General features: G+C 67.4%; 6 protein-coding genes. 2 read left to right on the top strand and 4 right to left on the bottom strand.

Translation table 11 applies throughout. From position 1 onward, the window contains the following. Positions 1 to 137: 137 nt before the first annotated feature. Positions 138 to 2,306, bottom strand: a complete 2,169-nt coding sequence (locus ACIRRU_RS01875) for a DEAD/DEAH box helicase (protein ID WP_403674887.1) — start codon at positions 2,304 to 2,306, stop codon at positions 138 to 140. Then, the gene (gene brxD, locus ACIRRU_RS01870) at positions 2,303 to 3,637 is read right to left on the bottom strand and encodes a BREX system ATP-binding protein BrxD (protein WP_403674884.1); all 1,335 of its coding nucleotides are present in this window, start codon (positions 3,635 to 3,637) and stop codon (positions 2,303 to 2,305) included. Before brxD ends, ACIRRU_RS01875 begins: the two co-directional genes overlap by 4 nt. 150 nt (positions 3,638 to 3,787) lie before the next feature. On the opposite strand from brxD, the gene ACIRRU_RS01865 reads away from it, so the two are divergent. Together ACIRRU_RS01865 and ACIRRU_RS01860 are read left to right on the top strand one after the other, a co-directional pair. Beyond that, positions 3,788 to 5,596: a DUF262 domain-containing protein gene (locus tag ACIRRU_RS01865; RefSeq protein WP_403674880.1), complete on the top strand. Its 1,809-nt coding sequence runs from the start codon at positions 3,788 to 3,790 to the stop codon at positions 5,594 to 5,596. An 8-nt stretch (positions 5,597 to 5,604) separates the two neighbouring features. Then, positions 5,605 to 6,630 carry a CBS domain-containing protein gene (locus ACIRRU_RS01860; protein ID WP_403674878.1) on the top strand — a complete coding sequence of 342 codons (1,026 nt, stop codon included), beginning with the start codon at positions 5,605 to 5,607 and terminating at the stop codon, positions 6,628 to 6,630. Between the two features lie 43 nt (positions 6,631 to 6,673). Here the strand turns inward: ACIRRU_RS01860 and pglZ are convergent, their stop codons facing one another. After that, positions 6,674 to 9,625 (bottom strand): BREX-2 system phosphatase PglZ, encoded by a 2,952-nt coding sequence (gene pglZ / locus ACIRRU_RS01855; protein ID WP_403674876.1) that lies wholly within the window; start codon positions 9,623 to 9,625, stop codon positions 6,674 to 6,676. Continuing rightward, complete coding sequence (locus ACIRRU_RS01850; RefSeq protein ID WP_403674873.1) at positions 9,622 to 13,542, bottom strand: phage resistance protein; 3,921 nt, start codon at positions 13,540 to 13,542, stop codon at positions 9,622 to 9,624. Before ACIRRU_RS01850 ends, pglZ begins: the two co-directional genes overlap by 4 nt. Positions 13,543 to 13,718 lie beyond the last annotated feature (176 nt).

Here is a 13,718-nt window from a genome sequence, read left to right as displayed (position 1 = left end):
GGCACGCATCGGCCACCATTTCTTCGGATCACCTGCAGGTGGTTCTGGCCTCTGTGCTCCTCTGGTACTTCTTGCTTCATCGGGAGGCGAGTAGACGAGGCTTCCGGCTACATCGCCGTTCTGCCAGGAGCATGCCGTCAGGTGAACCGCACTGGTTCAGCGAGTGCCGCCGCCGCCCCCTCAAGGTCCGCCATCCGCGCTGAGAGCGTGGCTTCGGCGAGTCGGTGAGGGAGAGCGGCGCTGAACTTCAGCCCACTGAGGGCGCGGGGATCCACCGAGGGGAGACAAAGACGCTCCTGGGCATCGGACTTCGCCTGACTCCATTCCGCGAGAGTGAGATTTTCACGGAGCCGCACATACATGTCAGTCGGCTGTTGGCGGGGGTCGGAGACCGACGCCAGTGTCGCTGCCAGCGTTGCGTTGGCTTTGTAACCTGCCCAGGTCCACCAGCGCACGATGGTGCCGCGACCGCCGCGCAGGATCACTGTGCCGGTAGAGTCCACCAACTCATTTGCTTTGGTACGGAGCTGATCAAGCGCACTGGTCGCGCGACGGGTGAACCTCACGCGAGGTGTCGCCCCGAGGATGATCTCGCGTGCCGCTCGCGTCAGCGTGTAGGACGACGTACGCGAGAGCCCACCGCCGCCCCAGCGTGCCTTCCCCCCACCTGCGGCCGGTTCGACGAAGCAACGGCGACGCGACCAGTCGATATAGGACACCTGCCAACTGCGCCCGGCGAGCAGGAGGCGACGTGGGGCCACGACCCGTTCGGTCAGCAAAGCGGGGTCCGTCGTTCCGATCTCGGTGCGTCCGCTGAGAACAGTGAACTCCGGCGCTGCGGTGAAAACGGCGGTCAGATCCATGAAATGTCGGTATCCGAAGCGTTGCTCTGCTTCAGGGCCGATGAAGATCAAACCAGCGTCGTCGTTCAGGAATCCGGCCTCCACCAGGTGCTGTACGAGAGGTCTGGACGCGGGACCGAACGGACTCAACCCACCCCACCATTCTTGCCACAACCGGCCACCGACCTGGTGTTCCTGAAGACAGAGCGCAAGAATCTGCTGGGCGACGATGTGGCGGGGTTCGGGCGGAGCGACGACAGGCTCGACCCAGCCGCGTGTCCACATCAGCAGGAGGGCGGAGGCCGACAGCAGAGCCGCCTCGTCGAGAGCCAGGAACAGGCAGTTACGCTGAGACCCGGGTCTGCGGCCGGTACGTCCGAGGCGTTGCAGGAAGGACGCTACTGTGCCTGGAGCATCGATCTGAATAACGCGGTCGAGATCTCCCACATCGATCCCGAGCTCGAGCGTGCTTGTGGAGACGATCACGCAGTCGCGGGAGTAGCTGAAGGCTTCCTCTGCGCGCCTCCGCTCGTCGGCGGACAGTGATGCGTGCGACAGGAAGGCGTTGACTCCCTTGGCGCGCAGGCTCTGCCCCAGCTCCTCCACCTGCTTGCGTGACTCGCAGAACACCAGGCGCTTCTCGCCCCGGTGGAGCGCGGCGATCACGGTGGCTGCGTTGGCCAGGGAGCCCACGTAATCCAGTTGGACATCACCGGAAGGAGCCGGCTCCGTGGAGCCCGTAGGCCGCACGACCGCAGTGGTCAGCCCGGGGGCGATCACCCGCGCGTTACCAGCACCCTTGGTTTCACCACCGCGTGCTCCCCGCAGCCACGCCAGCAACTGCTCAGGATTTCCCACGGTCGCCGAAAGTCCTACTCGCTGAACAGACCGGCCTGCCACGCGCTCCAGCCGTTCCAGTACGGCCAGTAGATGCCAGCCTCTGTCGTCGCCGGCGAAAGCGTGTACCTCGTCCACCACGATGCCGCGCAAGCCGGAGAAGAAGGCCGTATGGTCCACGTTCACGCTGACCAGCATGGCCTCAAGCGACTCGGGAGTGGTCAGCAATACATCAGGCCGTTCGCGCAGGATGCGCTTCCGACGGTTCTGGGCCACATCTCCGTGCCAGAGGGCTGCGGTGCGTCCCAGCCAGGAGGTGTATGCCTCCAGCCGTGGCAACAGGTTGTTCAGGAGGGCTTTGAGAGGACAGACGTACAGGACGGACGTGCCGGTCCACCTCTCCCGTTCCATGCGGGAGAGAAGAGGGAAGCACGCGGCCTCGGTCTTGCCTCCGGCGGTGGGCGCGAGCAGGAGGGCGTCGGCACCGCCGGTCAGGGGCGCGATGGCCTCCTCCTGGAGAGGCCGCAGGCCGGACCAGCCGAGGGTGTTCACGATGTGATGGACGAGGCCCGGATGCAGGAGATCGAGAGGGGCGGTGGCGTCGTCACGTCCGGAGTGCTCGCTCATGGAAGGTCCAGCTCGATCTCGTCGATGTCGTCCACCGCCGCGTTGCGTTCGATGTCGCTCATCTCGCCGGCGCTCATGGTCAAGGCGTAATGCTGACGCGGATCGAAGTCGTCGAACTGATCGACCCTGTCCAGGACGTCACCGACGAGCTTCTTGAGGAACAGCCTGGGCGCGACACCTACCCGGCCTCCCAGGGCCCCGCCCACCGCTGATGCCAGCTCCGCGACGTACGCGTCGTTCACGACGGCTCTGATCCGCTCGGGGGCGTTGGCCCCGTCCGCGTACAGGTCGCGGATGGTGATTCCGAGATCGACGAGGGACGCGTGGGTGAAGCCCGGAAGCCGCACCTGTACGGCCCGCGGATTGTCGAAGCGGGGGTCGGTGGTGAAGTCGGTGGCCAGCCGCTGCGCCAGCGGTGCCAGTCGTTGCACGCCCTGTTGGCCTTCGAAGAACGCTGGAGTACCTGTGATCAGCAGGTAAAGGCCCGGGAAGCGCCCGGAGTGCACCTCGTCGATGAGTTGGCGCAGCGCGTTGAGTGCCTTGTCCCGTGCGTCCGAACGGATCCGCTGGAGTGTTTCCACCTCGTCCAGCACGACAAGGAGCCCCTTGTGCCCGGAGTCGCGCAGCACGGTGAGCAGGCCCTGGAGAAAGCCGAAGGCACCGAAGTGGTCGAGGTCGCCGCGGACTCCGACGGCTCTGCGGGCCGAGGCGGCGACATGCGGTTGGCCCCCGAGCCAAGCCATCACGGCCGCCGCGGTGCCCTCGTCGCCCGAGGTGAGTGCCGTACGGTATCCGCGCAGCGCGGTGGCGAAGGACGGGGCATGCCGCGACACCTTGCTGAGCCGCGCCGCCAGTAGGCGTTCCACTCCGACCGCGAGATGCTCCTCGGTGACGCCTGCAGCCAAAGCGTCCTCCTCCAGAGTGTAGAACCAGGTGTCCACAACTGGGCGTAGCGCACTGGGGGGGAATCCAGGGGTGGTCAGCCGCTCGGTGAGACGGCGGTAGACGGTCTCCAGTCTGTGCAGGGGAGTCTCGGTCTCCGAGATCTGGATCTCGGCGACGGCGAAGCTGCGACGCTTGGCCCGCTCGCCGAGCCACCGGGTGAAGAAGGTCTTACCGGACCCGTACTCGCCGCGCACTGCCTTGAACACCGAACCACCTGATGCAGCCGTGTCCAGCTCCGCGTCGAGTGCCTCCTCGAACCTGCTCAGGCCGGTCGCGAGCAGATCGAGTCCACTCTCGGGGACGGCGCCCCGGCGGAGGGCGTCGATCACCTCTCGGCGGCGGGCGGCGCTGACTGAACCACTTCGTTCGAGGCGTTCGTTACTCACACAGTCAGTCTCGCATCCACTCGCTGGCGAAGAATGCGCGGCCGAATTTCGCTCGAGTCGGAGATGGGTCCGTCGATCGGTTGACACCGACGGCATGCCTTGCTCAAATATCCAGTTGCACAGTTTACTGAAAGATGGGGGGCAGTTCGCGTGGCGCTCGACAATCCGGACCTGAAGGACGTGCTCAAGGACGTCGCATCCGGCGCACTTCAGCTGCCTGACTTCCAGCGGGAGTGGAAGTGGGACGACGAGCGAATCAGAGCGCTTGTCGCGACGGTCACGCTGAAGTATCCGCTCGGTGTGGTGATGGCGTTGCACACCGGCGGTATGCCCCAGTTCAAGGCCCGGGCTCTCAAAGGTGCCGAGGACGGCGAAGCTCAGGTGCCGGACCTGCTGCTGTTGGACGGGCAGCAGCGGCTCACCTCGCTTTTCCAGGCACTCCATCAGGACAAACCGGTAGAAACCGTCGATGCTCGGGGGAAGAACCTCAAGCGCTGGTACTACGTGAACATCGCCAAAGCGGTCGGTGCGCCGACAGACCGGGACGAGGCGATCGTCTCCGTCCCGGAGGACCGTATTCTGAAACGGGACTTCGCTCGCAAGGTAGTGCTCGATCTGAGTACGCGAGAGCTGGAATGCAAGGCTGGCTACTTCCCCCTTCACTACGTCTTCGATACACAGCGGGTGGGTGCCTGGCAACAGGAGTTCGTACGTGACCCGGCCAATTGGCCGGTCTGGATGAAATTTCAGGACCAAGTCCTGAACAACATGCTGTCCTTCGACGTGCCGATGATCAAGCTGTCCGCATCGACCACGATGGACGCCGTGTGCGCGGTTTTCGAGCGAGTGAACACCGGTGGCGTACCGCTCAATGTCTTCGAGCTCCTCACCGCGACCTACGCCGGCAACCAGGCCCATGCGGCGCAGTTCGGCGACTACTACCGCCTCCCGGACGAGTGGCACCACATCAAGAAGGGCCTCACCTCCGCCTATCCGGTGTTCGGCAAGCCGGACGCCGGGTCGGATGACGGCCTGAGCAGCAGTGACTTTCTCCAGGCAGTTGCCCTGGTCCGCACCTGGGAGGCGAAGCGGTCGGGCCGAAGTATCTCGGTGTCCTGCAAGCGTCGAGATCTGCTGGAGCTTCCGTTGGAGGACTTCCGCCGACTCGCGCCGAGAGTGGCGGAGGCATTCGCATGGGTAGGGGGATTTCTGCAGCGGCAGTGCATCGTCCGCACGGCGGATCTGCCCTATCGAACGCAGCTGGTGCCCCTCGCGGCCGTTCGAGCCCTCATCGGGGACGAGACGGACACCCTGGGGGCGGATGACCGGATCACGCAGTGGTACTGGTGCGGTGTGATGGGAGAGATGTACGGCGGTTCGACCGAGAGCCGCTTCACCCGTGATGTCGAACAGTTGATCAGCTGCATTCGCGGGGACGGCAGCGTCCTTGTGCCCGACACTGTTGCCGAGGCCGCTTTCCTGTCCGACCGCCTTGATACGCTGACCACGCGCAACAGCGCCGCCTACAAGGGCATCTACGCCCTCCTCATCAAGCAGGGAGCGGTGGACTGGTACTTCACCGACGGTCCGCTCGTCCCTGACCGGCTGGTGGAACAGGCCGTGGATGTACGACCGATCTTTCCCAAGGAATGGGTCGCGAAGAACCACCCCCGTCGGGCCGCGCATGCCAACTCGATGGTGAACAAGACCCCCCTCTCCTTGCGCGCCAGCAAGAGCATGACGGGTCCTCCCCGCGCCTATCTCAAAACACTGACACTGGAGTCGGGCATGCGACCCGAGTGGTTCGGTGACGTCATGGCTACGCATCTCGTTGATCTGGCCGCTCTCGAGACCGACGACTTCGAGGCGTTCTACGCCCACCGCGCCAAGCAACTGCTCGAATTGGTGGACTCGGCCATGGGTAAGCGGACCGTCTTCCGCGATGCACGGGACCGGTGAGCCCAGACATGTCCCAGCGGCACCCCACCGAGGCCGAGCTGCTCGCTCTCAAGGGCAAGCAGATCCCCGTCCTGGAGCTTTTGGCGCTCTTCGGCGCCCGTCTGCGGAACGACCTCACCGTTCCGCTCATTGAGCAGGCCCTCAGGGACGTCGGCCTGTCGACCCTGCCGGACTTCGCCACGTGCAACAGCAATGCCGATGTCCAGATCGTCACCCGCGAGGCAGCTCCGCACTCCGAGGAGTCACCGCAGGAGGACGCGGAGGAGCTGCCCACTGGCGGACTGCCCCAGAACCCCATCAGAGTCGGTGACATCCCATCGGCTGTGAGTGGTCTGTACTCGGTGACTCCGGACAAGAAACTGTCCGAGATCACCTACTTGATGAGCAACATGAACTACTCGCAGATCCCCGTCATCGAAGGCGGGGTGCTTCTGCACGGTGTCATCACCTGGCGGTCGGTGGTGAAGGCGTACGAGCGGGCCGCTCAGCCCGACTTGACGGAGGCACTCGTCGATCCACCCGTCGTGGAGTCGCATCATGACTTCTTCTCGCTGCTACCACGGGTCAGCGAGGAGGGATATCTGCTGGTCAGGGCCAACAATGGTTCGTTCTGCGGCATCGTCACCGCGGCGGACATCACCGAGAGGTTCGGTGCGACCGCCTGGCCGTTCTTCGTCATCGGCGAGATCGAGTTCCGGTTGCGCAAGTGTCTCGGCGCCAAGATCGGCCCGGACGCGATCCGAGCCGTTCAGCCGAACCAGCCACGGATGCAGACGGGACTCATCACGGACCTGATGTTCAACGGGTACGTGAAACTGCTGAACGGGGAGCAGCAGAATCCGGCCCTACGTGTGAAAGCTGACGAGAACTGGAAGGCGCTCGACTGGCGCATGGACCGGACTCAGTTCGTACGGCAACTCGACCGCGTAAGGCTCATTCGCAACAGCATCGCGCACTTCGACGCCGAGCCCCTCACTCCGAAGCTGAGCGACGAACTGCGTGGCTTTCTCCGCATTCTGCGCGAACTGACCTGACGGGCGGGTGCCGGGCGCTGCCATGGCCCGGCACCCGGCCAGTTCACTCCAGCTCGAACTGCTCCCGCAGGAGTGCCTCATCCAGCCGTAGGGTCCGTCCGTCGGGCAGAGCGTCGAGCACCTGCGCGCCGTCGAAGTTCAGCAACTGTCGAAGGACGGCGCCGAATCCGTCCGCTCCGGTGGCGCGCACACCTGCTCGTTGAGCCAGCGCTGTGACCGGCAGCGTGCCACCGGCGTCCAGGAGCGCCCGTACGGCCTTCTCCACGTGGAGCAGGTTGGGTTTGCGGGCCAGCACAGCCACCTGAGTGCCGAAGAGTTCGGACGCGAGGAGTTCGTCGACGAGCGCGTCCTGGGGAGCCACCAGAGCCATGGAGAGCAGGGAGTCTCCATCCGCGGACACGTTCGGCGCGAGCGATACGTCGAACAACGCATCCGTGTCGTTCACGGCCTGCGGCTTGGCCTTCCGGCGTTGGGTGGGCTCAGGGGCAGGCATGACGGTCGCCGGTGGGCTCGCGGCCCGCCGAGTGTCGAGCGACCACCATGACGGTTGCTGACTTCCCAGCTCCCGCCACCCCGCCGGGGGCTCAGCACCGAACGGCAGGAACGCCAGCACCGGAATGGTGACCTCGGCAGGCGACGCGCCGCCGTGATAGCCAGCCCGCCGGACGGTGTAGCGGGAGTCGGCATCCCACAGCGCAACGATCGCGCCGTCCGGCTCCGGTGCGACCACCCGCGGCCCGGCCAGCAGGATCTCCGTGTCCCCCACCGGGCCCCCGGCCGTCCGGTGCCGGGCCGAGAGCGGGCTGTCTACCTCGGTCCGCACTCCGTGCCGGTCCACCACATGGCCGTGGTCACTGGTGAGGACCACCGCGCGGCCCTGCTCGGCGGCCCGACGCAGCAACTGCCGCAACCGCCCTATGTCGTTGAGCCGCCAGCTTCCGTCTCCCAGCTTCTGTTCGCCGGCCAGCCGGTCGTCGATCGTGTTGAGCACCACCGCGACATGGGTGTGATCCGAGTCCAGGGCGTCACGCAGTGCTCCCCCGACGCCGCTTCCGCTGCTCTCGCCCCGCAGATCCTCCTTGTGGAACACCGCGACGTCCGCGCCGCCCCAGAATCGGTGGCTGGGAAACAGCCGCTTCTCGTCGGCCTGGGTACCCGACATCAGCCGTGCTGCGAACAGTGAGGTACGGGAGACAGACGTCACGGTCGGAAGCGCCGCAGCCATGCCTCGGCGCTGTGGCAAGCCCTTCGCCTTGGGGAGCGGGTCGTATTCAACCCAGTGCTCGCGCAGCTCTTCCGCCATTTCGGCGGCGATCGCCGCGCTCATGCCGTCCAGGACGAGCAGCAGGACACGACGCTCCCCGCCCTTCACCACCGGTGCGACGACGATCGGCAGGAACGTCTCCACGGTCAGCATCGAGCCTGGGCCGGTGCCGTTGGCCGTCCAGGTGGCGAGCAGTCCGGCGAAGTGCCGGTCGATAGCGCGGCGCTTTTCACGCACAGAGGCACAGAGGGTGTCGTAGGCCGACGCGAGGGAGGGGATGGGGTCGCCGCCTGCCTCTATATGGTCAAGAGCGAGGTCGACCCAGCCGGTCTCCGCCACGTGCCGGGCGATCCCCGCTTCCAGGTGGGGACTTTCCGGCACGGGCTCGGTGGCCAGCCACCGGGCCAGGCGCTGGGCCATCACGACACGGTGGATACGGGTCCGGGCATCCGGGTCCACCGCCTGGCGGTGCGCCTCCAGGTTGGACACAGCCCGGCTGATGACCTTAGGGTCGCCGCCGGACAGCGCCCGGCCCGCCGCGTCGAACCGAGCCTCCAGACCTTCCGCGAGTACGGGACTGGTACGGGCGGCACGTTCGGCTCCGAATTGGCGGACCAGCGAGGAGGCCCGGTCGAGCGTGGTCGCGGTCAGGCGCCGGGCCCGCGCCGCCGGGTCAGGGGCACCGGTGCGCCCGGTCAACAGGAGGCCGGCGACGAACTCCTCACAGCACCGCCCGAAGGCCGACGCGAGCGCGTCCAGTGCCTCTCCGCGGACGGGCGGCTCCTCGCCGAACCAGCGTTCGGCCCGCCCGCGGGCTCGGTAGTCCTCTGCCTCAGCGTCGGGGCTCGCCCACAGGGCGGCGCAGGCCAGCCCGAACGCCACGGCGTCCGGCCCGTGTCCGGCGTCAACCAGGGCGATCAGGGCCTGTCCGGCCAGACCGGTCCTGTCGTCCTTGCCCAGGAAACTCGCCAGCCCCTCCCGCTCGGGCCTGCGCAAGGCCAGCAGCCGCTCGGGCCCGCCGGGCGTCAGCGACCATCGGAGCAGGGTATGCACATCGAGGGTGTCACTGCCTGTGAGGGCCTCTGGCCGTCGCTCGGTGCCCAGGGCGCCACCGGACCCCGACTCTGCCGGAACGGTGGCGTATTCGCCCTGGTTCCGGTCGGGGTCATACCGGCCCATCCCGAGCCTCCGCAGAGCCAGCGAGGTCAGGGCCGTGGTACGAGTCAGTATGCCGCCCCCCAGCCGTGGCCACCCGCCCGGCGGTGTGGCGTCCAGCAGTGCTTCCGCTGCCCAGTTGTCCTGCTCGAGCCGTGGGTCCCTCTCCACGGCCCCGAACGCCTCCCGCACGACGTCCCAGGTGTCGACCGAGTTCACACGCTGCCGGTGGACCCTTGCCAGCAGGTCGGGTCCGAGCTCTGCCTCCTCCTGGTCGGTCAGGACGACCATGACGTCAGGTCCGGTGGCCGTCGGCAGCTGATGGGTCAGGACCAGTTCGTACGCGGCCAGCGGCGACGGGGCACCTACCACCACGGCCCGACGCTGATCGTCCCACGCCAGTGTGGGCGGGCCGTCCCATACAGGCTCGGCCCGCAGCAGCACCGCTCGCCGCTTCCCCGGGGTGAGCCCTGCGGACTGCGAGGCCAGGTACTGGGTCACGGTCGCCGTGTTGAGCCGTACGGCGCTCGCCGCGGTGTCCGTCGGTCCTGCCGTGCCGCTCGTCGCCCGGCTCATTCCACCACCCGCCACGTGATCTCGACCGTCGCGTCGGGTTCCACCGCAGTCAGCCCGGCGAGCTCGGCCTGCAGCTCGTCGATGGCGCGGGCCGCAGTGGTCCGCCCTCCTCCCGACCTGCGGGGAGCACGCCCCGACTGCGGATGGGACGTCGGAACTTGCGGACTGCTCGTACCGGCGCCGAGGCCGATGTCATCGGGACCGGTGGGCTTTTCGGGCACAGCGATGTCCACCGGAGGGGAAGCCAACGGAACGGCCGGCTGACTGCGGTCGATCACCGTCACGAGTGCGCTCCGCGCCTCGCCGAGCGCACCCTTCAAGTCAGTGGTGCGCTGGTCTGCGCGAGCAGCCCCCCGCAGCGACTCCAGGACCGCCTCACCCGCAGCACCGTAGTTCGGAGCGAGCCTGAGCATGTCCCAGGCAGCCACGGCCAGAGCCGAGGCCACCGCCTCTGCCTGCTTGACCGACGCCCCGTACCGTCCCGCCGGTACCTCGCCGAGGTCGAAGGCGGCGAAGCCGGTGATGATTTGTTTGGCGCCCGTCGACCCTCCGGACGATTCCCACTCCAGTGCCACAAGCCTATCGAGCAGGTCGCGTGAGCGGCGGGCCAGTGCGAGCCGACCGCCTTCGTCGGCCTCGTCCAGGCCGAGCAGAGAGGAGCGCTTCTCCAGCTCGCGTACGAGGTCGGCCGCATGCGGCTGGAAAGCTCTGGCCTGGTGACCGATTCGCCGCGCGAACAGGCCGACCATCCGGCCGCGCCGCAGCTTCGGCGGCTGCTCTCCGAAGATCTCCCAGAACCTCTGCCCTGCCTCCTCCCAGACCTCTTCGTCCGGGAGCGGCTGGGAGCGCAGAGCGTAGACCGGCTTGACGGCGGACGGCTCGGGCGCCGGGTCGAGCAGCGATCCGCCTTGCACCCATACCCGGTCGTCCATCTCCGCGTAAGCGGCGATCACCAGATGCGCCAGCAGCGGGTCCAGACCCATGGGCGCAGGCCGGTCGATCCACTCGGTGAGCTGGACGACGCTCAGGTCACCCGGGCCGCCTTCGGCGCGGGCCTGGAGACCGAAGTGGTCCACCCACCGGTTGGAGAGCCTGAAGTACGCCTCCTTCTGTTGCCCCAGGCCGAGTGGCGTACCGATCCGCCGCATCGCGGCCCGGTCCTTGGCCGGGATCTCGGCCTGCCGGTCCCCGGCCTCCGTCGCTGCCCGGATGTGCCCGAAGACCGTGCGCACATCGGAGGCGCGTACTGCCGTGCCGGTGTTCTCCGGGTCCAGATCGGGGTGGGCGGGGAACTGGTGGGCCAGCAGCTTGTCCAGGATGTGGCGGATCGCTGCGTGAAGCGACATCCCGATGGACACCCGCAGCTCGGAGACGTCCGGCAGCGGCTCGAAGTGTTCGTTGAACGACACGTCGACATCGCTCGGCTTCTTGTCCGCGCAGCCGTACGCCTGCTTGAACGCGGCCTTCACCGTCTTGGTGAGCGACTCCCGCTGCCCCTCGAGGAGGCTCTTGGCGCGGGCTCGGTTGTCGGCGTTGAGGTGCCGTGCGTACACGGTGTCGAAGCGCCGTTGGTCCGCCAGCGCGTAGTCGATCACGACCAGCCGCTGGAAGTCCTTGAACCGGGCGGCGGACAGATGGGTCGGAATCCAGGCCACGGTACGGGGCCGGGTACCGGGCAGCGTGCGTAGGGCACCCACCCGGTTGGCGTCCTCGACGGGCCCCGACTCACCCTCGTGGAAGGGCAGGTCGAGGACGATCCGCCACAGCCCGTCCTGGCTGGGTGAGAACTCGTGGTCGGGGAAGTCGTCGGTGTCCGCGATGTTGCCGAAGACAACCTCCGCGTTGCGCTGCGAGCCGCGCCACACGAGCTGCAGCTCGTCCGCGACCAGCCGCTCCTGGAGCGACAGCCCCAGCTCCTCGGCGAGCAGCCGCTTGGCGAGGGCCCGCCTGTTGGACGCGCTGTTGTTCACGTCGGCGTTAGCGATGACGGAGTCGACGTCCACCCCGGCCAGCTCGAGCCGCACACCGGGGTTGGCGTCCGTTCCCGTCGCCTTGATCTCGGCGAACCGCGAGGCCCACTCGTCGACCTTCGTCCTGATCACCCCGACCTCGGCACCGGGAATGGGGGAGAGGACCGACCCGTGGTTCAGGGCCCCGAGCCGCCGGATGGTCAGGTCCCGCAGGGCGGGCACACTGGGCGCCAGCGCGGAGAGCAGCAGCGTGCACATGAGCCGGTCGTCGCCGATGAAGCCCCGGCACCGGTTGGCCAGCTGCGGATCGGTGACGGAGTCGCGCCGGTGCCGGTACCGCTCGATGTCCTCCTCGGTGATCTCGTACGTGGCCAGCAGATGCGGGCGGAGTTTGGAGCGGTACAGCTTGTCCGCCGCTTGGAACTCCACCTTCAGACTGTCCACGAACGGCTTGTCCCCGCCGTCCGCGATCACGGGGTACAGATCGCCGAGGGGGATCAGGCTGTCCAGGGTCGCGTCGTCGCGGTGATCGGCCAGGAGCTGTCCCATCAGCTTCAGACCGGTACGGGACCGCTGGAGCGCCGAGGAGATGTGCACCAGCGTGTCCATGAACGCGGGGGCGAAGGGGTACGTCAGCCGGAACGACTCCTCGTCCGCGCCCGTCGTGCCCTCGTCCGAGCCCAGCAGAACGTCCCACACCTGGGGCCCGACCCGCTTGATCTTGGCGAACGCCGCGTCCAGCTTCGCGGCGGCCTCCTCGTCCTTGGGCTGGAGCAGTCGGGCATGGGCGACCTGGGGCAGGTTGCGATCCTCCAGCGTGATCGTGTCGAAGCGCCCCGAGGCCAGCCGCAGGCTGTCCTGGATCGCGGCCTCGGCGGCGCCGGAGATCTCCTCGCCGACCAGTTCCCGCAGGTCACGCTGGCGGGCGATGAACGACACGATCGGGACCGCGCGGCGGGAGTCCGCGCCTTCCACGAAGTTGGTGATCTTGTCAGCCTCGCGGGAGACGAACTTCTGGTCGTGGACCCGGTTGGCGAGCCAGAGGATCAGCTCGTCCATGAAGAGGATCAGTCCGTGGTAGCCGAGCGACTTGGCATGCTCGGCGATCACCGCGAGGCCGGCGTCCAGTGAGATGAATCCGTGCTCGTCCTCGGCTGCGTTCCGGGCGAAGCCGGGGAACCAGGTGGCGCACGCGTCGTGCACGAGCTTGGCCCGCAGTTCGGCCGGGGTGGTCGGGTTGACCAGGTCGAGAGAGACCTCGCCGCCGTCCAGCTCTTCGGCCGCGAGGGCGGTGGACAGCAGCTCAGACGTCCACGCGAACTCGTCGCCCCAGTCGTCACCGTCCCCGTCGGCACCCTCGGAACCGGCTTCGTCCGCCCCGGCGAGCCCCTTGATAAAGGCCGCGTCGCCCATCCGCTCCCGGTGGGAGCGGATGTCCTGGAAGAGGGAGTCGGTCCGGTAGACCTGTGGGATCGGAACCTGCGGATGCAGCGCCTTGACATGACTGACATACCCGCCGAGTACCCGCTGCTCCAGCGACTTCGCCCCGAGCATGTGGTAGGGCACCAACAGGAATTTCTTCCTGTCGGCTGCCAGCCACTCATGCCTGCCCAGGACCGGGTCGAAAGCCTTCCGTCCCCGGGCGGCCTCGTCGCCACGCAGGAGGGCATGCAACACGGCCATGAAGTGTGATTTACCGGAACCGAACGACCCGTGAAGATACGCGGCCTTCGAAGTGTGCCCGTCGAGCGCTGCCTTGATCAGCCCGAGGGCCTCGTCGAAGTTCTCCAGCAGCCGCTCGGTGACGACGTAGTCCCGTAGCGCCTGCGCCGCGCCCTCCTCGGTGACCGCCTCGGCGAGCTTGAGCACGTAGTCGGAGGTCGAGATGGACGTCTTGATGTGGAAGACATCCCGGAGGAGGGGGGCTGTGGCGGCTGTCGGGGCCATCTCTGTCTCGCTTCTCCTGGATCTCGTGCGCCTACGACAATCGGGCTTTCCGGCTCGGACGGCTGCGCGCACGCCTGCGGGCCCGGCCTCGATCGTATCCGGCTGGGAGGGCCGTGCGGCGGGGGTGGGCGGGAGAGACGAGGGGGTGGGGGAGAGGTCTCCCCCACGTTCAGGAC

The sequence above is a fragment of the Streptomyces sp. NPDC101181 genome (assembly GCF_044767975.1).
Classification (GTDB): domain Bacteria; phylum Actinomycetota; class Actinomycetes; order Streptomycetales; family Streptomycetaceae; genus Streptomyces.
The sequence above is the reverse complement of the archived record's forward strand: the minus strand, read 5'-3'. Positions and strand labels throughout refer to the sequence as shown.

Excerpts from the sequence above, each read along its gene's own strand:
- ACIRRU_RS01875 (WP_403674887.1), bottom strand. The coding sequence starts at position 2,306 with ATGAGCGAGCACTCCGGACGTGACGACGCCACCGCCCCTCTCGATCTC.
- ACIRRU_RS01860 (WP_403674878.1), top strand. The coding sequence starts at position 5,605 with ATGTCCCAGCGGCACCCCACCGAGGCCGAGCTGCTCGCTCTCAAGGGC.
- pglZ (WP_403674876.1), bottom strand. The coding sequence starts at position 9,625 with ATGAGCCGGGCGACGAGCGGCACGGCAGGACCGACGGACACCGCGGCG.
- ACIRRU_RS01850 (WP_403674873.1), bottom strand. The coding sequence starts at position 13,542 with ATGGCCCCGACAGCCGCCACAGCCCCCCTCCTCCGGGATGTCTTCCAC.